Consider the following 22633-nt stretch of genomic DNA (forward strand, 5'->3'; position numbering starts at 1 on the left):
TCCCGGACGGTCGCTGGATAGATTTACGCCTGGAAATGCCGGACAGCAGTATCTGGAATCAGCGTCAGAAAGAAGCAATGAAAGCAGTTAAGGATACAGGTTCGTAAAAACGTACCTGAGAAACAAAGATGATGCACTATGCACATCTTATAAAAATTTACTGTGGGGATAAATGAGTAATGTTATGGCAGTCAGGTAATTCTGTGACTGCCTGACCATGTTAAAATACTAATCTGGCGAATTATCTTGAACTAAGAAAACAACCACATATCAGCTTCTTCAAACATTTCCTGAACAGTACGGCTTATCTGTTCCTTCTCATGCTTGCTGGCGTCAGTGTTGATCGCCGGCAGTGTCATCACCGGTTTAACCCGAACATCAGCATCAGGGAAGATACGGTGAACCCTCCTGGTCAACTCGCCCAGAATGATATCTTTTGCACCGGGCAGACCATCAAAATTCCTTTTGTCATAAACGAGTTCCACGAACATTGCTTATTGCCTCTTTACTGGATGGATATACAGTATTTATACTGTGTTTTTATCCGGTATTCAAGAGAGGGCGTGATGATGCCACGACGCAGCGATATTGAAATAGCCTGGTATGCTTCGATACAGCAGGATCCAAATGGCCGGAAGACCGTCACCACACAACGGTTTGTCCAGGAACTGAGCAAGGTTAACTGGCACTGGACGATGAAGCAGGCTAACGAATGGATCGAGTGGTATGTGACAACATTCCGCGATGTATCAACGCAGGAAGGCGAGAACCGTACCTTTCAGCTGTTCAATCCAAACGGAGGACTATAGACATGGGCTTCCCTTCACCTGCCAGTGATTACATTGAAACACGAATCTCCCTCGATCAGCAGCTAATCAGCCAGCCCGCAGCGACTTACTTCATGCGTGCATCACGTTCACATTTCAGGGAAGGGATAATCCAGGGGGCGCTACTTGTTGTTGATGCGTCACTTTCTCCCTGTGATGGCTCGCTGCTGATATGCGCGATAGACGGAGAATTCAGGATCAAGCGATATCGGACTCATCCTCAGCCCCACCTGGTTAATCTGGAGAACGGGAGAAGGGAGGCGCTGCCAGCAGATGATGACGGTTACAGTTATGCGCCCGCTATATTCGGAGTGATCACGTACATCATTAATGATGCCAGGAACGCGGAGTTTGATGACTGCCCGGTGATGTAATCACATTGGCTGTATCAGTTCGGAGTCCTGGTTTTTCACATTCCCAACGGCACGCGCCACGGCGTGCCACATAAATTTATCAGACAATAGAATTTTGTTAGAGAGATAAAAGCGGGATGCACAAAACTATGCATAGGCTTGCAAGGCTTTGTGCTGTTATCACTTAGTCGATCGCATCCATTGTTGCAAGACAATTTGAATCAATGTGAAACAGAGTGGTGCAATCACCACTTTTTTAGTGTTACCATCGTTTTACCGGGTGAGGGACTGAGGATGTCAGTTTTTCATTTGTGTACCAGATTGTGTACCAATTTAGCGATTGTTGGTTAGATGGTTACACAACTTACTGTAAACAAATAAATTTTCTCTTTGTATGTGATCTTACGTGTGGGTCACCACTGCAAATAAGGATATAACATGCCTGTTATTACTCTTCCTGATGGCAGCCAACGCCATTACGACCACGCTGTAAGCCCCATGGATGTTGCGCTGGACATCGGTCCAGGTCTGGCGAAAGCCACTATTGCTGGCCGTGTTGACGGTGAGCTGGTAGATGCTTCCGATCTGATTGAGCATGATGCGAAGCTCTCCATCATCACCGCGAAGGATGAAGAAGGTCTGGAGATCATTCGTCACTCCTGTGCGCACCTGTTAGGGCACGCGATCAAACAACTCTGGCCGCACACCAAAATGGCGATCGGACCGGTTGTTGATAACGGTTTTTACTACGATATCGATCTTGACCGTACGTTAACCCAGGAAGACGTCGACGCGCTCGAGAAGCGGATGCACGAGCTCGCTGAGAAAAACTACGATGTCATTAAGAAGAAAGTCAGCTGGTACGAAGCGCGTGAAACCTTCGTGAAGCGTGGCGAGACCTATAAAGTCTCCATTCTTGATGAAAACATTGCCCATGATGACAAGCCCGGCTTGTACCATCATGAAGAATATGTCGATATGTGCCGTGGCCCGCACGTGCCGAACATGCGTTTCTGCCATCACTTCAAACTGATGAAGACCGCAGGGGCATACTGGCGTGGCGACAGCAATAACAAGATGCTGCAGCGTATTTATGGTACTGCATGGGCAGATAAAAAAGCCCTGAATGCCTACCTGCAACGTCTGGAAGAAGCAGCCAAACGCGATCACCGTAAAATCGGTAAACAGCTTGACCTGTATCATATGCAGGAAGAAGCACCGGGTATGGTGTTCTGGCACAACGATGGCTGGACTATCTTCCGTGAACTGGAAGTCTTCGTTCGCTCAAAACTGAAAGAATACCAGTATCAGGAAGTGAAAGGTCCGTTCATGATGGACCGCGTGCTGTGGGAAAAAACAGGTCACTGGGACAACTACAAAGATGCAATGTTCACCACCTCTTCTGAGAACCGTGAATACTGCATTAAGCCAATGAACTGCCCAGGCCACGTGCAGATCTTTAATCAGGGTCTGAAATCCTATCGCGATCTGCCGCTGCGTATGGCTGAGTTTGGGAGCTGCCACCGTAATGAACCGTCAGGTGCTCTGCATGGCCTGATGCGTGTTCGTGGCTTCACTCAGGATGATGCACATATCTTCTGTACTGAAGAGCAGATTCGTGATGAAGTTAACGCGTGCATTCGTATGGTCTACGATATGTACAGCACCTTTGGCTTCGAGAAAATCGTCGTCAAACTGTCCACTCGCCCCGAAAAACGTATCGGTAGCGATGAAATGTGGGACCGTGCTGAAGCTGACCTGGCCGTTGCGCTGGAAGAAAACAACATCCCGTTTGAGTTCCAACTGGGTGAGGGCGCGTTCTACGGTCCGAAAATTGAATTTACCCTGTATGACTGCCTCGATCGTGCATGGCAGTGCGGTACTGTACAGCTGGACTTCTCCCTGCCGTCCCGTTTAAGCGCCTCTTACGTTGGCGAAAACAACGAGCGTCAGGTTCCGGTTATGATTCACCGTGCAATTCTTGGGTCGATGGAACGTTTCATCGGTATCCTGACCGAAGAGTTCGCTGGCTTCTTCCCGACCTGGCTCGCGCCGGTTCAGGTTGTGGTCATGAACATCACCGATTCTCAGTCTGAATACGTTAACGAATTAACGCAGAAACTACAAAATGCGGGTATTCGTGTAAAAGCAGACTTGAGAAATGAGAAGATTGGCTTTAAAATCCGCGAGCACACTTTACGTCGTGTCCCTTACATGTTGGTCTGTGGCGACAAAGAGGTAGAAGCAGGCAAAGTTGCCGTGCGCACCCGTCGTGGCAAAGACTTGGGCAGCCTGGACGTAAATGAAGTGATTGAGAAGCTGCAACAAGAGATTCGCAGCCGCAGTCTTCAACAACTGGAGGAATAAGGTATTAAAGGCGGAAAACGAGTTCAAACGGCACGTCCGAATCGTATCAATGGCGAGATTCGCGCCCTGGAAGTTCGCTTAACAGGTCTGGAAGGCGAAGCTTTGGGTATTGTGAGTCTGAGAGAAGCGATCGAAAAAGCTGAAGAAGCTGGAGTAGATTTAGTTGAAATCAGCCCTAACGCCGAACCGCCAGTTTGTCGTATTATGGACTACGGCAAGTTCCTTTATGAAAAGAGTAAGTCTTCTAAGGAACAGAAGAAAAAGCAAAAAGTTATCCAGGTTAAGGAAATTAAATTCCGTCCTGGCACCGACGATGGCGATTACCAGGTAAAACTCCGCAGCCTGGTACGCTTTCTGGAAGATGGCGATAAGGCTAAGATCACGCTGCGTTTTCGCGGTCGTGAGATGGCCCACCAACAGATCGGTATGGAAGTGCTCAACCGCGTCCGTGACGATCTGAGTGAACTGGCAGTAGTAGAATCCTTCCCTACGAAGATCGAAGGCCGCCAGATGATCATGGTGCTCGCTCCTAAGAAGAAACAGTAAGGCCTTCAAGTAGCAATGTCTGTGGAGCCTACGGGTTCCACAGCCGTTGTTCGCCTACGTTTCGTTTATTAACAATGCGAAGTGGAAGTTATTAAAATGCCAAAAATTAAGACCGTACGCGGTGCTGCTAAGCGTTTCAAAAAAACCGGTGGTGGTGGATTTAAGCGTAAGCACGCAAACCTGCGTCATATTCTGACCAAAAAATCTACTAAGCGTAAACGTCACCTGCGTCCAAAAGGCCTCGTGTCTAAAGGCGATCTGGGTCTGGTTATCGCGTGCCTGCCGTACGCATAAGCCGTTAACGTTTAATTCATTTTTTTACTAAGAATATAGATACAGGAGAGCACATATGGCTCGCGTAAAACGTGGTGTAGTTGCCCGTGCACGTCACAAGAAAATTTTGAAACAAGCTAAAGGCTACTACGGTGCGCGTTCTCGCGTATACCGCGTTGCCTTCCAGGCTGTTATCAAAGCTGGTCAGTACGCTTATCGTGACCGTCGTCAGAAAAAGCGTCAGTTCCGTCAACTGTGGATTGCGCGTATCAACGCAGCAGCACGTCAGAACGGTATTTCTTACAGCAAATTCATCAACGGCCTGAAAAAAGCCTCTGTTGAAATTGACCGTAAGATCCTGGCTGACATCGCAGTATTCGACAAAGTAGCGTTCACCGCTCTGGTCGAAAAAGCGAAAGCAGCTCTGGCATAAGCCGGTGAAAAGAGGGAGCCTGGCTCCCTCTCTTTTATTTGTAGAGTAATCAATTAGTTGACAATTTATCCGTAAGCCTTTTCAATAAAGGTTGTCCGGTTTTTACCACACAAGGTAACGCAAGCATGAATGCTGCTATTTTCCGCTTCTTCTTTTACTTTAGCACCTGAACTCAGGAGGCTTGCGCGTGAAAGAAGAAACGGAAAACAGCGCCTAAAAGCCTCCCTAGTGGAGGCTTTTTTTATACGCGTCATCTTTCAAGTTGTCTCTGTATTGGCTGCATTCGCTCTTTGGCCGCGTTGATACAACTTGAATGATTTTGCGTATATACGAGCGACTAGTGAATATCGCAACATAACGAGGAAAACCATGTCACATCTCGCAGAGCTGGTTGCCAGTGCAACGGCCGCCATTAACCAGGCTTCAGATGTTGCCGCGTTAGACAATGTCCGCGTCGAATATTTGGGCAAGAAAGGGCACTTGACCCTTCAGATGACAACCCTGCGCGAACTGCCGCCAGAAGAGCGCCCGGCAGCAGGTGCGGTGATTAACGAAGCTAAAGAGCAGGTACAGCAAGCGCTGAACGCACGTAAGGCCGAATTAGAAAGCGCTGCGCTGAATGCTCGTCTGGCTGAAGAAACGATCGATATCTCCCTTCCTGGGCGTCGTATCGAAAACGGCGGTCTGCATCCTGTAACGCGTACAATCGACAGGATTGAAAGTTTCTTCGGTGAGCTGGGCTTTACCGTGGCGACCGGTCCGGAAATCGAAGATGACTATCATAACTTCGATGCGCTCAACATTCCTGGCCATCACCCGGCGCGTGCTGACCACGACACTTTCTGGTTTGACGCGACGCGTCTGCTGCGCACGCAGACTTCCGGCGTGCAGATCCGCACCATGAAAGAAAAACAGCCGCCGATCCGTATTATCGCCCCGGGCCGCGTATATCGTAACGATTACGATCAGACGCACACCCCAATGTTCCACCAGATGGAAGGGCTGATTGTTGATACCAACATCAACTTCACCAACCTGAAAGGCACGCTGCACGATTTCCTGCGCAACTTCTTTGAAGAAGACCTGCAGGTTCGTTTCCGTCCTTCCTACTTCCCGTTCACTGAACCATCTGCGGAAGTTGACGTGATGGGCAAAAACGGCAAATGGCTGGAAGTGCTGGGCTGCGGGATGGTTCACCCGAACGTGTTGCGTAATGTTGGCATCGATCCGGAAATCTATTCCGGCTTTGCATTCGGTATGGGTATGGAGCGTCTGACCATGCTGCGTTACGGCGTTACCGATCTGCGTTCTTTCTTCGAAAACGATCTGCGTTTCCTCAAACAGTTTAAATAAAGGCAGGATAAAACAATGAAATTCAGTGAACTGTGGTTACGCGAATGGGTAAATCCGGCGATTGATAGCGATGCGCTGTCAAACCAAATCACGATGGCGGGTCTGGAAGTTGACGGTGTGGAACCTGTTTCCGGCGCGTTTAACGGCGTTGTGGTAGGTGAAGTGGTTGAATGCGGCCAACACCCTAACGCTGACAAACTGCGTGTCACCAAAGTGAATGTAGGCGGCGACCGCCTGCTGGATATCGTCTGCGGTGCGCCAAACTGCCGTCAGGGGTTGAAAGTGGCTGTGGCAACCGTTGGTGCCGTTCTGCCGGGCGATTTCAAAATTAAAGCCGCGAAACTGCGCGGTGAACCATCTGAAGGCATGCTGTGCTCGTTCTCCGAGCTGGGTATTTCCGACGATCATAACGGGATTATCGAACTGCCTGCCGATGCGCCAATTGGCACCGATATCCGTGAATACCTGAAGCTTGACGACAACACCATCGAAATCAGCGTCACGCCGAACCGCGCCGACTGCCTGGGTATTATCGGTGTGGCGCGTGACGTTGCTGTACTGAACAAAGCCCCGCTGGTTGAGCCGGAAATCGCGCCAGTAGCCGCGACCATTAACGACGTCCTGCCGATTCAGGTTGAAGCCGTGGAAGCCTGTCCGCGCTATCTGGGCCGTGTGGTGAAAGGTATCAATGTTAAAGCGCCGACCCCGCTGTGGATGAAAGAAAAACTGCGTCGTTGCGGTATTCGTTCTATCGATGCCGTGGTTGACGTGACTAACTATGTGCTGCTCGAACTGGGCCAGCCGATGCACGCATTCGACAAAGACCGCATTGAAGGCGGAATTGTTGTCCGTATGGCAAAAGAGGGTGAGACTCTGGTATTGCTGGACGGCAGCGAAGCGAAGCTGAATGCAGATACGCTGGTGATTGCGGACCATAACAAAGCGCTGGCGATGGGCGGCATCTTTGGTGGTGAACATTCCGGCGTGAATGATGAAACGCAAAACGTCCTGCTGGAATGTGCATTCTTCAGCCCGCTGTCTATTACCGGTCGCGCGCGTCGTCACGGTCTGCACACCGATGCTTCTCACCGCTATGAGCGTGGTGTCGATCCGGCTCTGCAGCATAAGGCCATGGAACGTGCAACGCGCCTGCTGATTGATATCTGTGGTGGCGAAGCGGGTCCAGTCATTGACGTGACGAACGAAGCCACGCTACCAAAACGCGCAACCATTACGCTTCGCCGTAGCAAACTGGATCGTCTGATCGGACACCATATTGCCGATGAGCAGGTGAGCGACATTCTGCGTCGTCTGGGTTGTGACGTGACGGAAGGGCAGGATGAGTGGAAAGCGGTCGCGCCGAGCTGGCGTTTCGATATGGAAATCGAAGAAGACCTGGTCGAAGAAGTCGCCCGCGTATACGGTTATGACAATATCCCGAATACGCCGATTCAGGCGGGTCTTATCATGGGTACGCATCGTGAAGCGGATTTGTCGCTGAAACGTGTAAAAACCATGCTGAATGACAAAGGCTATCAGGAAGTCATTACCTATAGCTTCGTCGACCCGAAAGTCCAGTCGCTGCTGCACCCGGGTGAAGAAGCGCTGCTGCTGCCAAGCCCAATCTCTATTGATATGTCGGCAATGCGTTTGTCCCTGTGGACCGGCTTGCTGTCTACGGTAGTGTATAACCAGAATCGTCAGCAGAACCGCGTACGTATTTTCGAAACGGGTTTACGTTTCGTGCCAGATACGCAGGCCAACCTCGGGATCCGTCAGGATCTGATGCTGGCTGGCGTGATCTGCGGTAACCGTCATGATGAACACTGGAATCTGGCAAAAGAGACCGTTGATTTCTATGATCTGAAAGGCGATCTGGAAGCAGTTCTCGACCTGACCGGAAAACTGGGGGACATTCAGTTCAAAGCTGAAGCGAATCCAGCACTGCATCCGGGTCAGTCTGCGGCGATTTATCTGAAAGGTGAACGTATTGGTTTCATTGGGGTTGTTCATCCTGAACTGGAACGTAAACTGGATCTGAACGGTCGCACTTTGGTGTTTGAACTGGAGTGGAATAAGCTCGCAGACCGCGTGGTGCCTCAGGCGCGTGAAGTTTCTCGCTTCCCAGCGAACCGTCGCGATATCGCAGTCGTTGTGGCAGAAAACGTTCCCGCTGCGGATATTTTATCCGAGTGTAAGAAAGTTGGCGTAAATCAGGTAGTTGGCGTAAACTTATTTGACGTGTACCGCGGTAAGGGTGTTGCGGAGGGCTATAAGAGCCTCGCTATCAGCCTGATCCTTCAGGATACCAGCCGTACACTTGAAGAAGAGGAGATTGCCGCTACCGTCGCCAAATGTGTAGAGGCATTAAAAGAGCGATTCCAGGCATCATTGAGGGATTGAACCTATGGCGCTTACAAAAGCTGAAATGTCAGAATATCTGTTTGATAAGCTTGGGCTTAGCAAGCGGGATGCCAAAGAACTGGTCGAGCTGTTTTTCGAAGAGATCCGTCGTGCTCTGGAAAATGGTGAGCAGGTAAAACTCTCTGGTTTTGGTAACTTCGATCTGCGTGATAAGAATCAACGTCCGGGCCGTAACCCGAAAACGGGCGAAGATATTCCCATTACAGCACGGCGCGTGGTGACCTTCAGACCCGGACAGAAGTTAAAAAGCCGGGTTGAAAACGCAACGCCCAAAGAAGAGTGATTTAACGATACGCAGAGTATGACGCGTATAACTAAAAAGGCCGCTATGCGGCCTTTTTCCTTTTCACTACCGAATCAGCACCGTAGAATCACCTCCATCTCTTTTCAGCAGAATGGAAAACATGCTGACTTTCGCCCATCAACAGCAGCGTCGAAACGTACGCTGGATACTGTCACTGTCAGTACTTATGCTACTGGCAACGATTCTAAGCTTGTGCGCAGGAGAACAATGGATCGCTCCCGGCGACTGGTTCAGCGCCCGCGGCGATCTGTTCGTCTGGCAAATTCGACTTCCCCGTACCCTTGCCGTTTTGCTGGTAGGCGCTGCATTGGCCTTATCTGGCGCAGTGATGCAAGCTCTGTTTGAAAACCCGCTCGCAGAGCCTGGATTACTGGGCGTATCTAACGGCGCGGGAGTCGGGCTTATCGCGGCGGTGCTGCTGGGGCAGGGGCAACTCCCCGGCTGGGCGTTGGGCCTTTGCGCCATTGCCGGGGCGCTGATTATCACGCTTATTTTGCTACGTTTCGCCCGTCGACATCTGTCTACCAGCCGTCTGCTGCTGGCGGGGGTGGCGCTGGGGATAATCTGTAGCGCGCTGATGACATGGGCTATCTACTTCTCTACCTCGTTTGACTTACGACAGCTGATGTACTGGATGATGGGGGGCTTCGGTGGCGTAGACTGGCATCAGGCTTGGCTCATGGTGGCGTTGATTCCGGTACTGGTGTGGATCTGCTGTCAGTCGCAGCCGATGAATATGCTGGCGTTAGGAGAAACTTCTGCGCGTCAGCTGGGACTGCCATTATGGTTCTGGCGCAACCTGCTGGTGGTTGCCACAGGCTGGATGGTTGGCGTGAGCGTGGCTCTGGCAGGGGCGATTGGTTTTATTGGGCTTGTGATCCCGCATATTTTGCGACTGTGCGGCCTCACCGATCACCGTGTTTTACTGCCAGGTTGTGCGTTGGCTGGCGCAATCGCATTATTGTTTGCTGATGTTGTCGCGCGTTTGGTGCTGGCCTCGGCTGAGTTACCTATCGGCGTGGTAACGGCCACTATGGGTGCGCCGGTATTTATCTGGCTATTGTTAAAAGCCGCGCGCTAGAACGCGTTGGTTCGGTCTATGATTAAAAACTGAAAATCCACCTGTTGTTCTGGAGATGCTATGCAAAACACTATCCTCGATACAGAAGTGACGACCATCGACGGCGAGGTTACCTCACTGCAGCCGTATTCCGGGAATGTGCTGTTAATCGTCAACGTTGCTTCAAAATGTGGGCTGACGCCGCAGTACGAGCAACTGGAGAATCTGCAGAAAGCCTGGCACCAACAGGGCTTCAGCGTTCTTGGTTTCCCTTGCAATCAGTTTCTGGGCCAGGAGCCGGGCAGCGAAGAGGAAATAAAAACGTACTGCAGTACCACATGGGGCGTAACTTTCCCGATGTTCAGCAAAATTGACGTCAACGGCGAGGGACGCCATCCGCTGTATCAGAAGCTGATTGATGCCGCGCCAACGGCCGTTGCGTCTGCGGACAGTGGGTTCTACGAGCGAATGGCGAGCAAAGGTCGTGCGCCGCTCTACCCGGACGATATCCTGTGGAATTTCGAGAAGTTTTTAGTGGGTCGCGATGGAAAAGTGCTGCAACGATTCTCACCGGATATGACGCCTGAGGATCCCATCCTGGTGCAAACCATCAAGCAGGCGCTGGCAAACTAATGTCTCGATTGATGCAGCTACAGGACGTCGCGGAATCGACCCGTCTCGGCCCGCTTTCTGGTGAGATAAAAGCAGGAGAGATCTTGCATTTAGTGGGACCAAACGGTGCCGGAAAAAGTACGCTGTTGGCGCGTATGGCGGGTCTGACAAACGGAGAGGGCAGTATCACTTTTGGTGATATGCCGTTGGAGGAATGGCCGGCCGCCAGGCTGGCGCAATATCGCGCCTATCTTGCGCAACAGCAAAATCCGCCGTTTGCCATGCCGGTCTGGCATTTTCTGACGCTGCATCAACCCGACAAAGAACGCACCGATCTGTTACAGGAGATCGCCGATGCGCTCGGTCTGGGAGATAAACTGGGGCGCGGCGTGAACCAACTCTCCGGCGGTGAGTGGCAGCGTGTGCGCCTGGCTGCGGTTATCCTGCAGATTTGCCCACAAGCGAATCCATTAGGTCAGCTTTTACTGCTGGATGAGCCGATGAACAGTCTGGACGTCGCGCAACAAAACGCACTGGACCGGCTGTTGAGTCAGCTGTGTTTGCAGGGCATAGCGATTGTGATGAGTAGCCATGACCTTAATCACACCTTACGCCATGCGCATAAAGCCTGGCTACTCAAACGCGGGAAACTGCTTGCCAGTGGTGCACGAGATACGGTACTGACGCCGGCCAATCTGTCTGCGGCCTATGGCGTCAACTTCCGACGTTTGGATATTGAAGGGCACAGAATGCTCATATCAACCACTTAAGTGAAATGGGTTCTTGAAAATCATATAATTTCCACGCTAAATTGGCATAAAAATAAAATTCAGAGGATTCGTACTGAATGCGCTTTTGGCTCCTTTTCATCACAGCATTGTTTTTGGCGGGCTGCAGCAGCCATCGTGCGCCTGCGCCAAATGCCCGCTTGTCGGATTCTATTGCCGTTATCGCCGGTCTTAATGATCAGCTCCAAACCTGGCATGGCACACCCTATCGTTATGGCGGTATGAGTCGTAGTGGGGTGGATTGTTCTGGATTTGTTTTGATGACGATGCGCGATAAATTCGACCTGCAACTTCCGCGCGATACGCGTACGCAATCAAAGATTGGTACCGAAATTGATAAAGATGATTTGCTGCCAGGCGATCTGGTTTTCTTTAAAACCGGGTCTGGGGAAAGCGGTCTGCATGTTGGTATTTACGATACCAATAATCAGTTTATTCATGCTTCAACCAGCCGTGGCGTGATGCGCTCGTCTCTGGATAACGTTTACTGGCGTAAAAACTTTTGGCAGGCACGACGTATTTAATCCCCCGTAACTCCGAGGCTGCCATCGAGTGTGCAGCCTCAACATCACCATTTGAAAGTTAACTTTTATTTCTGCTTTTGGTTAGACAATACCCCTGAACATTAAGAGCGTATCTTGCTAAAAATATGATTTATTCCGAGATATTAAAAAGTGCAAAGCTGGATATTCGCTTATAATCAGGATAAGCTAAAAAAAAGGATTCGATTTACCGGCTAAAAAGGGAAAAATGAAAGGGCCTCTACTTGCATCAGCAGTAACGTATTTCTCCATCCTTTGCTACAGGATGCCGGATAACACCCATGCAGCGGGGCTGGCACGATGATTGTTTCACTGGATAATCTTTACCATTCTGAGTTCTCTTTTCTTCCTGCGAGAAGCGAAAAAGGCGATCTTGAATTCGTCGATATCATCACCAGTTTCGCCAGTGCGCATGGAGATGTGCGTATACCCACCGAGCTGGTCCTACCTCGGATGTCAGACGACGAACAATGTCGTTTATTTGTAGAAAAACTAGAATTAATCGAAACGTGCCAACATTTTTTTATTCAGCGAAAAGTATCCGCCTGGATTAATTTAACGCCAGCAGTTGCTAATACTTTATTATCAGATACTGAACTTGCTTCACAGGTTGAACGATTTTCATTTCTGGAGCTGACTATTAATGAAAGCTATCCGGAGTTAAACAAAGGTAAAGATAATCCAATATTGGCCGCACTTGCTGCGCGATTTCCATTAGTCCTGACAAACTATGGTTCTGGTGGTATATCAACCCGGGCAATTTTTGACGGCCTGTTCAAACGCGTCGTGCTGGATAAAAACTTTGTTCAACAAAGGATTGCACATATTTCGTTTGAACCGTTTATGCGGGCTATTCTGGCGCAACTATCGCCCAGCTGTGAGTCAATAATCATTAGCGGAATTGATACACAAGAGATGCTGGAGCGCGTCTTGCCTGTGGGATTCAGTGCCATGCAGGGAGGATTGTGGCCTGCGGTGCCTCCTGCGCAGATAATTTCGCTCGCTAAGATATAACCCTTTTATTTGCTGGTGTTTAACAGGCTATTAACAGTCTACACTAGAGGCAGGAGGCCCTATGACCCTGTCTTTTACCACTCGCTGGCGTGATGAACTACCAGCAACCTATACCGCGCTTTCACCCACCCCTCTGAAAAACGCGCGCCTTATCTGGCATAACGATGCGCTGGCGGAGCAATTAGCAATTCCTGCGGCGCTATTTGATATTCCGACTGGTGCAGGCGTTTGGGGAGGCGAATCGTTGCTTCCCGGGATGTCGCCATTAGCCCAGGTTTATAGTGGGCATCAGTTCGGCGTCTGGGCTGGTCAGCTTGGCGACGGACGTGGGATCCTGCTGGGCGAACAACACCTCGCGGATGGTTCAACGTTTGACTGGCACCTGAAAGGCGCCGGACTCACGCCGTATTCCCGCATGGGTGATGGGCGTGCCGTGCTGCGCTCGACCATTCGTGAAAGCCTGGCCAGTGAAGCGATGCATTACTTGGGAATACCGACCACGCGGGCATTGTCGATTGTCACCAGCGACACGCCGGTTTATCGCGAAACGGTCGAAGCGGGGGCGATGCTCATTCGCGTGGCGCAAAGCCATATGCGGTTTGGCCATTTTGAGCATTTTTACTATCGCCGAGAGCCGGAAAAAGTGCGCCAGTTGGCTGACTTTGCGATTCGCCATTACTGGCCGCAATGGCAGGAAGAAGCCGATAAGTATCAGCTGTGGTTTAACGATGTTGTCACGCGTACTGCGACGTTAATCGCTGACTGGCAGGCGGTAGGATTTGCACATGGTGTTATGAACACGGACAACATGTCGATTCTGGGTCTGACGATGGATTACGGTCCATTCGGTTTTCTTGATGATTACGTGCCCGATTATATCTGCAACCACTCTGACAACCAGGGGCGATACAGTTTCGATAATCAACCGGCCGCCGCGTTGTGGAACCTGCAACGTCTGGCGCAAACCCTGTCGCCATTTATCCCGGTCGAGGCGCTCAATGATGCGCTGGACAGTTACCAGCTGGCGCTGTTAACTCGCTACGGTCAGCGGATGCGGCAAAAGCTCGGCTTCTTTAGCGAGCAGAAAGACGATAACGAACTGCTTGGCGAACTGTTTAGCCTGATGGCGCGAGAAAGAAGCGACTATACGCGAACGTTTCGCATGCTCAGCGAAACGGAGCAGCACAGTGCGCAATCTCCGTTGCGCGATGAGTTTATCGACCGCGCAGCATTTGACGACTGGTTCACGCGGTATCGCTCGCGCCTTCAGCAAGACAATATTGCCGATGCAGTCAGACAAACACAGATGAAGGCGGCAAATCCGGCGATGGTATTACGTAACTGGCTGGCGCAACGGGCGATTAGTCAGGCAGAGCAGGGGGATTACGCGGAACTGCACCGGTTGCACCAGGCGTTGCGTACCCCGTTTGCCGATCGTGATGATGACTATGCCAGCCGTCCACCTGACTGGGGCAAACGGCTGGAAGTGAGTTGTTCAAGCTAAGGGGCCAGAAATACCTGCGGGGAGGCGTTGGCCGGATGCTGGCCAACGTGTACCTGAGCACCGTACCAGCGCTTCAGATCATCGGCCTGTAACACAGTTTCCGGTGTTCCCTGAGACACCAGCCTGCCGTTGTGCAGCAGCACTATTCTGTCTGCCCACAGTGCAGCGAGGTTCAGATCGTGAAGCACAATGCACACATGCAGCCCACCCGAAGCGGTTAGCGTTTTTAGCATGCGCAACAAATGCTGCTGGTGGTAAAGATCCAGCGCGGAGGTCGGTTCATCAAGGAATAACCAACCGCGAGGTGCACCGTCGCACCAGAGTTGCGCCAGCGCACGGGCTAACTGCACTCGCTGTTGCTCGCCGCCGGAAAGCGCGGCGTATTGCCGGCCTGCCAGAGGCGTACATCCGGTCATCTCCATTACCTGTGCAATAAGCCCAGGTTCCGGTCGTTGGCTCCAGGGCGCGCGCCCCATCGTGATGACGGCCTCTACCGGCCAGTCAAACCCCAACTGTGTTTGCTGACGCATCACCGCCCGGTGTCGTGACAGCTTCTGGGTAGGCCACTCCTCCAGCGGTTTGCCCGACAGCACGCAGCGCCCGGTAGCCGGTTTCAGAAAACCGGTCAGCAAGCGTAGCAGAGTGGATTTCCCCGCACCGTTTGGGCCGATCAGCGCCACCAGTTCACCTTTTTTAAGGGCGAGCGATACATTGTCAATTACCGCTCTGCCAGCTACGTGATAATGAAGCTCTTCAGCGATGAAATGCTCAGCCATGCGGTCCTCGCTGACGAAAAATAAGCCATAAAAACCACGGTGCGCCGAGAAGACTGGTCAACAGTCCGACCGGCATCTCCGCAGGCGCAACCGCCGTACGGGCCAGTGTGTCTGCAATCAGCAATAAAAACGCGCCCGCCAGCACGGAACCCGGAATAACGGCCCGATGGTCTGAGCCGAGCCACATACGTATTAAATGTGGGATGACCAACCCGATAAAGCCAATCACGCCGCTTACCGCCACGGCTGAGGCAACCAGTAATGCGCTACAAAGCAGCAAAATACGCTGGATTGTACGCACATCAACGCCGAGATAATGCGCCTCTTCCTCACCCAGCTGCAGAAGATTCAGCGCCGGAGCAAGTCGCCAGATGATCAGCACCGTCGGGATTGTCAGTGAAGTGACAGCCAACAGTGTGGACCACTGCGCGGCCCCCAGACTTCCCATTCCCCATAGCGACAGCTGGCGCAGTTGCGCATCATTACTGACCCACGACAAAACGCCAACCGCCGCCCCACAGAGCGCGTTAATGGCAATGCCGACCAGCAGCAGGCGTGAGAGTGAACCGTCGCGCTGTTGGCTAAGGATAAAAATCACTACGGTTGCCGCCAGAGCGCCGAAAAAAGCGGCCAGCATTGGAGCATACAACATCAGCAGCGCGGGCAAGGAGACAGGCAGCACCACCCACAGGGCCACAGCGCAGGCGGCACCACTGCTTATTCCCAGTAATCCAGGGTCTGCAAGTGGATTGCGAAACAACCCCTGCATCACGCAGCCAGCGAGCGCCAGAGAGCCGCCAATCACCAGCGCCAGCAGGACGCGGGGCAGACGAATCGTGAGCCAGATTTGACGCAGTGCCTCATCGCCATCACGCCAGAGCAGACTTACCGGCAGGCGCAACGCGCCAAAACCGGTAGCCAGAACCGTTATTACAACCAGCATCAATGCCAACATCCACAACGAACAGGTGATCCGCCGGGACATCAGGGCAATTGCTCCGCTTTAGCACGAAGCTGCAAAATAGCCTGTGGCGTGCGAACGCTGAAGCCCAACAGCGCCATATCGTCAACCTGCAATACCTGTTTATTCCTGCCGGCAGGTGTTTGCGCAAGTCCCGGTAGCGCCCACAGGTTTGCCTCGCCACCCATCGCCTTAACACCTTCTTGTGAAATCACTACCAGATCGGGCTGGCTGGCAATGACGCCTTCTTGTGACAGCTGCTGATAGCGATTAACGCCCTGCATCGCGTTGCGTAGACCTGCGGCACGAATCGCCGCATCGGCTCCGGTTTGCTGGCCCGCCGCCATCGCTGTCATCCCGCCATGATTGAGAATAAACAGCACACGTTTATTAAGTTCAGATGACGGGAGCGTCGCCAGTTCCTGACGTAACGTTGCGCGCAGCGTTTCGCCGTCGGCCTCCCGATGAGTAGCCTCGGCGATAACCCGAACTTTTTCATCAATCGCGTTAAGATCGTTGCTTGCCGGGATCGTGACAACCCTGACATTGCTCTGCTCGATCTGTTTTAACACCAGAGAAGGCTGCGCCTGCGCGCTGGCAAGGACCAGCGTAGGGCGTGTGGCAAGGATCCCTTCGGCGTTGAGCTGGCGCAAATAACCAACATCAGGTAACGCGGTTGCCGCAGCAGGCCACTGGCTGGTGCTGTCTCTCGCCACAAGGGAGGGTTGTGCTCCCAGTGCGTATACTATCTCGGTGACATCGCCACCGAGGGCAACAACTCGCTCCTCAGGCGCAGCAAGTGCGGCGAAGGGCAGCAGCGCGATCAGGGCCAGCAGTTTTTTCATGCGGCCAGTCCTTTCGGCGTTAGCGCGTCAATCTGTGTGCGCCATTGCGTCTGTTCCGGCTCGCCTTCCGTACGTTGACCATACAGTTGTGCGATTTGCGTACCGTCGGCAGCAAACAGTTCCAGACTGGTGACGTGACCATCGGCGGTCGGTTTGCGCGTCACCCACGTTTCGGCCACGCTCTCTTCCAGCAGATGCAGGGTAAAGGTTGGGTTGAAGATGTTCAGCCAGCCTTTCATCGGTACCAGTTTTTCAATCACGCCGGTAAAAATCTGTACGCAGCCGCGGTTACCCACAAAAACCATAATTTCGTTGCCATCCTGACGCGCGGTGTCGAGTAACTGCGCCAGTGCGCTATTAGAAATCTTACAGGCCAGATCGTCGCCCACCAGATTAAATGCCTGTTGGCGAGTGAGATCGTGGCGTTTCAGCAGACCGAAGAACTGGTGGACATCGGTCATTGCCCGCCACTCTTGATCAACGGTCTGCGCGTCGACCGTGACGGCGGCAGGCGCAGAATTGTTGGCAGGTTGCAGCACCAGCGGCGGGTTTTCTGCAAAGATGAAACGGGTCAGCAACGCTGCCCATTCCTCAACGAGGGTATTTTGCGTGGTATAGACCTTCAGCAGTGCGTCTCCCTGATGGTCGAAGAACTGAATGCTCTGACGCTCACCATGGGCGGTTGTTTCGCTGATATGAAAGGTGCTGGCCCACTGATTCAGGAACAGACGCAGATCGAGGGCGCGCGGATTGAGAACCAGCCCAGCATGGCCGTTGAGGTGCTGATTGGTAAAAGCACCCACCTGCTCATGTACTGCGTATTCATTGCGGCAAATACATTTGGTTTCGCCCACTGTTTCCAGTGCGCTGAGAATTTCACGCACTTCGCCACGTAAGCGCCAGGCGTCGTGACCGACACGTGCAAAGGTCAGTTCGGCTTCGCTAATATTCATCAACCCCGCAATATCACGTGCGTATTTGCCAGGATTTTCTTTCTTCAGTTCCAGCCAGCGTGTGTAATGATTCATTGTCTCTTCCTTCCAGATTGCGGCCCCGGCGAACCGGGGAAAAGTGATTACCACTGATAACTCACGAAAATTTTGCCATTACGACCATCCTGCGGAATGCCTTGCGGCGACCAGTACTCTTTGTCGAAGGCGTTGCCCAGTACCAGCGTGGTGGTCATGCCTTTCAGCGCTTGTTGGCCCTGATAGCTCACGTAGAAATCGTTTACCGCATAGCCAGGCTGTTTAGTGTAGCTGTTGCTGATATGCGTGGAACGGTCAGCAAATGTCCCTATCCAGCCGACAGAGAAACCGCTGTGCGCAACCGGCACATTCAGTTTGCTGGTGACGGTATCCGGGTTAATGCTGGAAATGTATTCACCTGTGTCAGTATCTTTTCCGCGTGTGCGGTTATAGGCCATGTCGAGGCTGAACAGGTCGGTGGAATATTTCGCCATTACGTCCCAGCCCCAGATTTTGGCGTTGGGTACGTTATAGGACGTGGTTGTCGCAGCGGCGAAATCGACGCTGGTGGAGATGTAATCTTTCGCTTTGGTGTCGAAATAGCTGGCTTTAAATTCGAGCGCGTCGCTCGCCATCAGAAGATCGTCAAAGCGCAGGCCAAATCCGTATTCCTGTGTTTCGTTGGTTTCCGGGCGCAGGTTAGGGTTAGGTACCCAGTAGTTGGTGTAAAAACGACCAATCGAGAAGTGTTTCGCATCGTTATACATCTCGCCCATAGTCGGGGCACGGAAAGCCTGAGCGTATGAACCGAACAGCATCAGCCAGTCAGTTGGCGCAACTGTTAATCCGGCGCGGGATGACCATTTATCGGCATCGACATCTTCATAGCCGTCGCTGCTGCCGCGATAAGAGTCATAACGGGTACCGCCCAGCAGCGTAATCGGTAGGTCGCGCAGGGTGATTTCATCCTGTAGCCAGCCGGAGCTGAAATCGATCTTTGCCTCCGGGAAGCCAGTTGTTGCTCCTCCAGGCTGTTGTTCCTGACGATAGTATTCACCGCCGTAGGTCAACAGGTGAGATGCAAAAGAGTCGGTAAACAGGCGGCTGCGGTTGTCGATCTTCCCGCCTTTGGTGGTTTGCTTGCGAAATTCGCTAGTGTTATCTGCATTCTGAGCATTAATGCGCGCTTCGGACCAGTAGATACGGGCGTCAGCGTTCAGCCAGTCATTGTCCGCCGGAGCGAGCGAGTAGGTCAGCTGTGCATCACGCTGGATCGTTGAACGGTTGGTCATCGGGTTGCTGGCATCCGCCGCGCTGGTCTGCGGGTTTTTAGGTTCCCGGGCGTCATTGTTGTAGTAACGCAGCGAACCGGCCAGCGTCTGGGCGCTGTTAATTTTCCAGCTACCTTTCGCCAGCATATTGTTAATTGCTTCGTCATTCGGCGCAGTAGTACCGTCACTCTGGCGTAAATCACCGCGATCGCGGCTGGACCAGGCAAGCAGTCCGTCCAGCGTATCGGTACGGCCATACGTGCTGGCGCCCATGCCGAGACTGTGATCGCCGGTCGCCGCGGTACCGAACACGCGATAACCGCTGTTTTGCCCGACTTCCAGTAGATCTTTGGCATCTGCAGTGTCATAGGCGATCACGCCGCCTAGCGCGCCGCTACCGTACAGTAGTGCGGAAGGACCACGCACGACTTCGATGCGTTTGATAAGCGCCGGATCGAGGAAGGTACTGTTCAGGTGTCCGGTGTCGGTTCCCTGGCGAACGCCGTCAACCAGCACCAGAACGCCGCGTCGATCGTACCCGCGCAGATTCACGTCCTGGCCGTTGGTACGGCCCGTACCGTCAAGGGTCAGGCCTGGAACCTTACGTAACAGGTCGGCAGCTGAGCTGGCGGTTTGGTTTTCTGGGGCGGTGGTGTCAATGACACTGACCATCATCGGTGCTTCAAAGGCGCTACGGGCATTGCCGGTGGCGGTAACGGTCATATCCTCGGCCGCCGCATAGGCGACGGCGGGCAGGTTACTGACAATCGCCAGCGCCAACAGCGATGGGCGCAGGGAAGCGGTGTGCAGGTAAGGCATAGCAACTCTCCATTAGGAAATCGAAAAGCGCTGGCTGCCTGGGTATGACCTGGGTGGCTGGCGAAATGTGTTGTTTATTTAGTCAGAATGAGTTTTCCGGCTTGTGTCTGGCGCAGCAGGTAGTGCTGACCATCATGTTCTATGATCACGCGTCCTTCGTTACCCAGCAGGGTTTTACTGTCAATTCGTCGGTCGTTTGGCGCGACGGAAGGCGGTGTTTTGTCTTTTGCAGGCGTTGCCGTTGTGTTATCCATACGTGACATAGTGTTTAAAAATAACAATCAATGTAACAATGATAATCATTATCATCAAACTGCAAATTTGCGGCAAGCGTTTTTGTGAAATAATTGTGACGAGAACGTTTTTTGCACAACAATCAAGGGAAAAACAAGGGATTAGCGCCGGGCAAAGTGATATTGCCCGGCGAACAGCATTAAAAACGGCTATCAACTGCAGAGGCGAGTTTTTCAACCAACAGTTCAGTATCTTCCCAGTTCAGGCATGGGTCGGTAATGGACTGACCGTAAACCAGCGGCTGGCCGCTAACGATTTTTTGCGTACCTTCACGCAGGAAACTCTCCGCCATGATCCCGGCTATTGCCGTTGAACCGTTACGAATTTGCTGGCACACGTCATCACAAACCTCCAACTGACGGCGATGCTGCTTCTGGCAATTACCGTGGCTAAAATCGACCACCAGATGCTCAGGCAGAGAAAATTCGTGCAGGGTATCGCAGGCGGCAGCAATATCTTCAGCATAATAATTCGGCTTTTTACCGCCACGCATGATGATATGCCCGTAAGGGTTACCGCTGGTCTGATAAATGGTCATCTGACCGGTTTTATCCGGCGAGAGGAACATGTGACTGGCGCGGGAGGCGCGAATCGCATCGACGGCGATGCGCGTGTTGCCATCCGTTCCGTTCTTAAAGCCGACCGGGCAGGAGAGCGCGGAGGCCATTTCACGATGGATCTGACTTTCGGTGGTGCGCGCGCCAATAGCTCCCCAACTGATTAAATCGGCAATAAACTGGCCGGTCACCATGTCGAGGAATTCAGTCGCCGTGGGGACGCCCAGTTCGTTGACCTGCAACAGCAGTTTTCGCGCCAGTTCAATACCGTGGTTTACACGATAACTGCCGTTCAAATCCGGGTCGGAAATCAGGCCTTTCCAGCCTACGACGGTGCGTGGTTTTTCAAAATAGGTACGCATCACGATTTCCAGACGCGCCTGGTGCTTAGTGCGCAGCGCCTGTAATCGTGTCGCGTATTCCATCGCGGCATCAAGATCGTGAATCGAGCAGGGACCTACGATCACCAGTAAACGGGGGTCTTCACCATTTAAAATTTTTTCTATCCGACGTCGGGAGTCCGTAACATGACGGGCGACGGAGGACGAAACAGGATGCCGTTGCGCAAGCTCTGCTGGAGTGACCAGGTTGTCAATACGCGCAGTACGGAGTTCATCGGTTCTGTTCATTACTTGTCTCAGAAATTTGTTGCTTCAACGGCAGGACTACCGGGAAGTGATGTACATCACAATATCACACTCATCCTGCCTGGTGGCGAGCATAATAACAAAAAATCGAACCAATGCACTAGCATTCTAGTACATGCGGCGATTCAGTCCCATGATATCGAGGATCTTGGTAGCAATCTCTTCTACCGAATAATTGGTACTGTTCAGCCAGGGGATCTGGTTTTTCCGATAAAGCGCTTCCACCTCAGCAACTTCCATACGGCACTGACGCAGCGAGGCATAACGGCTGTTCTCACGGCGTTCTTCGCGGATGGCCGCCAGGCGCTCAGGGTCGATAGTCAGACCGAACAACTTATGCTGCAACGGCTTCAGGGAAGTGGGCAGCACCAGATTATCCATATCATCGGCAATAAAGGGGTAGTTGGCCGCGCGGATACCAAACTGCATGGCCAGATACAAACTGGTTGGGGTTTTGCCGCAACGGGAAACGCCGAGCAGGATCACCTGCGCCTGATCGAGGTTGCGCAACGAAATACCGTCGTCGTGGGCGAGGGTATAGTCAATGGCAGCAATGCGCGCGTCGTACTTGTTGAGGTTACCGGGATTCAGACCGTGCGTGCGATGGGCGATAGGCGTAGGGTCGAGTTTCATCTCGTGTTGCAGTGGGGCAACCAACGCCTGCACGATATCCTGACAAAATCCTTCGCTTTGCAGAATGATCGAGCGAATTTCCGGCAGGACGATGGAGTAAAACACCAAAGGACGCACACCAGTTTGTTGGTAGATAGCGTCAATCTGGTCTTTAACCGCGCGCGCACGACTCTCATTTTCCACAAACGGCAGCGTAATACTGCTGATCGTGACAGGAAATTGCGACATCACCGCGTGACCCAATACCTCGGCGGTGATGGCCGTACCATCAGAAATATAAAATACGTGACGATCAACAGCATTATCCATTTTGCTCATCCTGGGGCAGATATAATTCTCTGAAAGCATAAATTAAAATTCGCCAGAAGCGAATATTGCCGCATCTATTTTATAAAATGAAACGCTATTTTTATATTTACTGAAAAGTACATTTCATTTTTCGGAACAAATGTTTATACCGAT

Annotated in this window: 24 protein-coding genes, 2 pseudogenes and 1 other annotated feature; of the genes and pseudogenes, 15 read left to right on the forward strand and 11 right to left on the reverse strand. The window is 52.2% G+C overall.

Going from position 1 to position 22633, the window contains the following annotated elements; all coding sequences use genetic code 11:
• Positions 1-251 precede the first annotated feature (251 nt).
• On the reverse strand, positions 252-491 hold the full coding sequence (locus tag OGY72_RS04510) for a DinI family protein (RefSeq protein WP_286547097.1): 240 nt from the start codon (positions 489-491) through the stop codon (positions 252-254).
• 93 nt (positions 492-584) lie between these two features.
• Positions 585-665: pseudogene (locus OGY72_RS04515) on the reverse strand (DinI family protein); the annotation flags it as partial.
• Between the two features lie 146 nt (positions 666-811).
• On the opposite strand from OGY72_RS04515, the gene OGY72_RS04520 reads away from it, so the two are divergent.
• On the forward strand, positions 812-1201 hold the full coding sequence (locus tag OGY72_RS04520) for a HumD family translesion DNA polymerase (protein WP_502873596.1): 390 nt from the start codon (positions 812-814) through the stop codon (positions 1199-1201).
• Here OGY72_RS04520 and OGY72_RS24875 read toward each other — a convergent pair.
• Positions 1202-1285: pseudogene (locus tag OGY72_RS24875) on the reverse strand (SOS response-associated peptidase); the annotation flags it as partial.
• 333 nt (positions 1286-1618) lie between these two features.
• Here OGY72_RS24875 and thrS point away from each other — a divergent pair.
• From thrS to selO, 14 genes are all read left to right on the forward strand, one after another.
• Positions 1619-3547: a threonine--tRNA ligase gene (thrS, locus tag OGY72_RS04525; RefSeq protein ID WP_003832572.1), complete on the forward strand. Its 1929-nt coding sequence runs from the start codon at positions 1619-1621 to the stop codon at positions 3545-3547.
• A gap of 3 nt (positions 3548-3550) precedes the next feature.
• Positions 3551-4093: a translation initiation factor IF-3 gene (gene infC / locus OGY72_RS04530; RefSeq protein WP_048997935.1), complete on the forward strand. Its 543-nt coding sequence runs from the start codon at positions 3551-3553 to the stop codon at positions 4091-4093.
• A gap of 96 nt (positions 4094-4189) precedes the next feature.
• Positions 4190-4387 (forward strand): 50S ribosomal protein L35, encoded by a 198-nt coding sequence (rpmI, locus tag OGY72_RS04535; protein ID WP_003030583.1) that lies wholly within the window; start codon positions 4190-4192, stop codon positions 4385-4387.
• Positions 4388-4442: 55 nt separating this feature from the next.
• On the forward strand, positions 4443-4799 hold the full coding sequence (gene rplT, locus OGY72_RS04540) for a 50S ribosomal protein L20 (protein WP_003030578.1): 357 nt from the start codon (positions 4443-4445) through the stop codon (positions 4797-4799).
• Between the two features lie 120 nt (positions 4800-4919).
• Positions 4920-5044 (forward strand) — a sequence feature (Phe leader region).
• Entirely contained in the window at positions 4925-4969 is a 45-nt protein-coding gene (gene pheM, locus OGY72_RS04545) for a pheST operon leader peptide PheM (protein WP_001386830.1), read from the forward strand. (Overlaps the previous feature by 45 nt.)
• A gap of 124 nt (positions 5045-5168) precedes the next feature.
• Positions 5169-6152 carry a phenylalanine--tRNA ligase subunit alpha gene (pheS, locus tag OGY72_RS04550; RefSeq protein WP_003832580.1) on the forward strand — a complete coding sequence of 328 codons (984 nt, stop codon included), beginning with the start codon at positions 5169-5171 and terminating at the stop codon, positions 6150-6152.
• 15 nt (positions 6153-6167) lie between these two features.
• Positions 6168-8555 (forward strand): phenylalanine--tRNA ligase subunit beta, encoded by a 2388-nt coding sequence (gene pheT, locus OGY72_RS04555; RefSeq protein WP_286547099.1) that lies wholly within the window; start codon positions 6168-6170, stop codon positions 8553-8555.
• A 4-nt stretch (positions 8556-8559) separates the two neighbouring features.
• Positions 8560-8859, forward strand: a complete 300-nt coding sequence (ihfA, locus tag OGY72_RS04560; protein ID WP_003030571.1) for an integration host factor subunit alpha — start codon at positions 8560-8562, stop codon at positions 8857-8859.
• Between the two features lie 121 nt (positions 8860-8980).
• Positions 8981-9961 (forward strand): vitamin B12 ABC transporter permease BtuC, encoded by a 981-nt coding sequence (btuC, locus tag OGY72_RS04565; RefSeq protein WP_003832584.1) that lies wholly within the window; start codon positions 8981-8983, stop codon positions 9959-9961.
• Between the two features lie 60 nt (positions 9962-10021).
• Positions 10022-10573: a glutathione peroxidase gene (locus tag OGY72_RS04570; protein WP_148362062.1), complete on the forward strand. Its 552-nt coding sequence runs from the start codon at positions 10022-10024 to the stop codon at positions 10571-10573.
• The gene (gene btuD / locus OGY72_RS04575) at positions 10573-11322 is read left to right on the forward strand and encodes a vitamin B12 ABC transporter ATP-binding protein BtuD (protein ID WP_126318325.1); all 750 of its coding nucleotides are present in this window, start codon (positions 10573-10575) and stop codon (positions 11320-11322) included. The genes OGY72_RS04570 and btuD overlap by 1 nt, the downstream gene beginning before the upstream one ends.
• 77 nt (positions 11323-11399) lie before the next feature.
• Positions 11400-11864: an NlpC/P60 family protein gene (locus OGY72_RS04580; protein ID WP_003832591.1), complete on the forward strand. Its 465-nt coding sequence runs from the start codon at positions 11400-11402 to the stop codon at positions 11862-11864.
• A gap of 318 nt (positions 11865-12182) precedes the next feature.
• Complete coding sequence (locus OGY72_RS04585) at positions 12183-12896, forward strand: EAL domain-containing protein (RefSeq protein ID WP_063941497.1); 714 nt, start codon at positions 12183-12185, stop codon at positions 12894-12896.
• Between the two features lie 61 nt (positions 12897-12957).
• On the forward strand, positions 12958-14400 hold the full coding sequence (gene selO, locus OGY72_RS04590) for a protein adenylyltransferase SelO (RefSeq protein WP_286547105.1): 1443 nt from the start codon (positions 12958-12960) through the stop codon (positions 14398-14400).
• Here selO and OGY72_RS04595 read toward each other — a convergent pair.
• From OGY72_RS04595 to ppsR, 8 genes are all read right to left on the reverse strand, one after another.
• A complete protein-coding gene (locus OGY72_RS04595; RefSeq protein ID WP_126318321.1) occupies positions 14397-15176 on the reverse strand; it encodes a heme ABC transporter ATP-binding protein in 780 nt (259 codons plus the stop codon). The genes selO and OGY72_RS04595 overlap by 4 nt on opposite strands.
• Positions 15169-16161 (reverse strand): FecCD family ABC transporter permease, encoded by a 993-nt coding sequence (locus OGY72_RS04600; RefSeq protein ID WP_286547107.1) that lies wholly within the window; start codon positions 16159-16161, stop codon positions 15169-15171. Before OGY72_RS04600 ends, OGY72_RS04595 begins: the two co-directional genes overlap by 8 nt.
• Positions 16161-16982 carry a heme/hemin ABC transporter substrate-binding protein gene (locus tag OGY72_RS04605; RefSeq protein WP_126956223.1) on the reverse strand — a complete coding sequence of 274 codons (822 nt, stop codon included), beginning with the start codon at positions 16980-16982 and terminating at the stop codon, positions 16161-16163. Before OGY72_RS04605 ends, OGY72_RS04600 begins: the two co-directional genes overlap by 1 nt.
• Positions 16979-18010, reverse strand: coding sequence for a hematinate-forming heme oxygenase ChuS (gene chuS / locus OGY72_RS04610; protein WP_286547111.1), 1032 nt, complete (start codon positions 18008-18010; stop codon positions 16979-16981). The genes OGY72_RS04605 and chuS overlap by 4 nt, the downstream gene beginning before the upstream one ends.
• A gap of 47 nt (positions 18011-18057) precedes the next feature.
• The gene (locus tag OGY72_RS04615) at positions 18058-20040 is read right to left on the reverse strand and encodes a TonB-dependent hemoglobin/transferrin/lactoferrin family receptor (RefSeq protein WP_279274799.1); all 1983 of its coding nucleotides are present in this window, start codon (positions 20038-20040) and stop codon (positions 18058-18060) included.
• Positions 20041-20114: 74 nt separating this feature from the next.
• A complete protein-coding gene (gene hemP / locus OGY72_RS04620; protein WP_003832599.1) occupies positions 20115-20303 on the reverse strand; it encodes a hemin uptake protein HemP in 189 nt (62 codons plus the stop codon).
• A gap of 170 nt (positions 20304-20473) precedes the next feature.
• Complete coding sequence (gene aroH / locus OGY72_RS04625; RefSeq protein WP_003832600.1) at positions 20474-21520, reverse strand: 3-deoxy-7-phosphoheptulonate synthase AroH; 1047 nt, start codon at positions 21518-21520, stop codon at positions 20474-20476.
• A gap of 126 nt (positions 21521-21646) precedes the next feature.
• Positions 21647-22480 carry a posphoenolpyruvate synthetase regulatory kinase/phosphorylase PpsR gene (gene ppsR, locus OGY72_RS04630; RefSeq protein WP_003832602.1) on the reverse strand — a complete coding sequence of 278 codons (834 nt, stop codon included), beginning with the start codon at positions 22478-22480 and terminating at the stop codon, positions 21647-21649.
• Between the last annotated feature and the right edge of the window lie 153 nt (positions 22481-22633).

The sequence above is a fragment of the Citrobacter sp. Cpo221 genome, assembly GCF_030332345.1.
GTDB lineage: Bacteria > Pseudomonadota > Gammaproteobacteria > Enterobacterales > Enterobacteriaceae > Citrobacter > Citrobacter portucalensis.

What these genes read in the sequence shown, in the direction of transcription:
- ihfA (WP_003030571.1), top strand. Translation starts at nt 8,560, where the DNA reads ATGGCGCTTACAAAAGCTGAAATGTCAGAATATCTGTTTGATAAGCTT.
- OGY72_RS04595 (WP_126318321.1), bottom strand. Translation starts at nt 15,176, where the DNA reads ATGGCTGAGCATTTCATCGCTGAAGAGCTTCATTATCACGTAGCTGGC.
- btuC (WP_003832584.1), top strand. Translation starts at nt 8,981, where the DNA reads ATGCTGACTTTCGCCCATCAACAGCAGCGTCGAAACGTACGCTGGATA.
- rplT (WP_003030578.1), top strand. Translation starts at nt 4,443, where the DNA reads ATGGCTCGCGTAAAACGTGGTGTAGTTGCCCGTGCACGTCACAAGAAA.
- thrS (WP_003832572.1), top strand. Translation starts at nt 1,619, where the DNA reads ATGCCTGTTATTACTCTTCCTGATGGCAGCCAACGCCATTACGACCAC.
- rpmI (WP_003030583.1), top strand. Translation starts at nt 4,190, where the DNA reads ATGCCAAAAATTAAGACCGTACGCGGTGCTGCTAAGCGTTTCAAAAAA.
- ppsR (WP_003832602.1), bottom strand. Translation starts at nt 22,480, where the DNA reads ATGGATAATGCTGTTGATCGTCACGTATTTTATATTTCTGATGGTACG.
- OGY72_RS04520 (WP_502873596.1), top strand. Translation starts at nt 812, where the DNA reads ATGGGCTTCCCTTCACCTGCCAGTGATTACATTGAAACACGAATCTCC.
- hemP (WP_003832599.1), bottom strand. Translation starts at nt 20,303, where the DNA reads ATGTCACGTATGGATAACACAACGGCAACGCCTGCAAAAGACAAAACA.
- OGY72_RS04580 (WP_003832591.1), top strand. Translation starts at nt 11,400, where the DNA reads ATGCGCTTTTGGCTCCTTTTCATCACAGCATTGTTTTTGGCGGGCTGC.
- OGY72_RS04605 (WP_126956223.1), bottom strand. Translation starts at nt 16,982, where the DNA reads ATGAAAAAACTGCTGGCCCTGATCGCGCTGCTGCCCTTCGCCGCACTT.
- pheT (WP_286547099.1), top strand. Translation starts at nt 6,168, where the DNA reads ATGAAATTCAGTGAACTGTGGTTACGCGAATGGGTAAATCCGGCGATT.
- pheS (WP_003832580.1), top strand. Translation starts at nt 5,169, where the DNA reads ATGTCACATCTCGCAGAGCTGGTTGCCAGTGCAACGGCCGCCATTAAC.
- selO (WP_286547105.1), top strand. Translation starts at nt 12,958, where the DNA reads ATGACCCTGTCTTTTACCACTCGCTGGCGTGATGAACTACCAGCAACC.
- OGY72_RS04585 (WP_063941497.1), top strand. Translation starts at nt 12,183, where the DNA reads ATGATTGTTTCACTGGATAATCTTTACCATTCTGAGTTCTCTTTTCTT.
- btuD (WP_126318325.1), top strand. Translation starts at nt 10,573, where the DNA reads ATGTCTCGATTGATGCAGCTACAGGACGTCGCGGAATCGACCCGTCTC.
- aroH (WP_003832600.1), bottom strand. Translation starts at nt 21,520, where the DNA reads ATGAACAGAACCGATGAACTCCGTACTGCGCGTATTGACAACCTGGTC.
- OGY72_RS04570 (WP_148362062.1), top strand. Translation starts at nt 10,022, where the DNA reads ATGCAAAACACTATCCTCGATACAGAAGTGACGACCATCGACGGCGAG.
- OGY72_RS04615 (WP_279274799.1), bottom strand. Translation starts at nt 20,040, where the DNA reads ATGCCTTACCTGCACACCGCTTCCCTGCGCCCATCGCTGTTGGCGCTG.
- OGY72_RS04600 (WP_286547107.1), bottom strand. Translation starts at nt 16,161, where the DNA reads ATGTCCCGGCGGATCACCTGTTCGTTGTGGATGTTGGCATTGATGCTG.
- OGY72_RS04510 (WP_286547097.1), bottom strand. Translation starts at nt 491, where the DNA reads ATGTTCGTGGAACTCGTTTATGACAAAAGGAATTTTGATGGTCTGCCC.
- chuS (WP_286547111.1), bottom strand. Translation starts at nt 18,010, where the DNA reads ATGAATCATTACACACGCTGGCTGGAACTGAAGAAAGAAAATCCTGGC.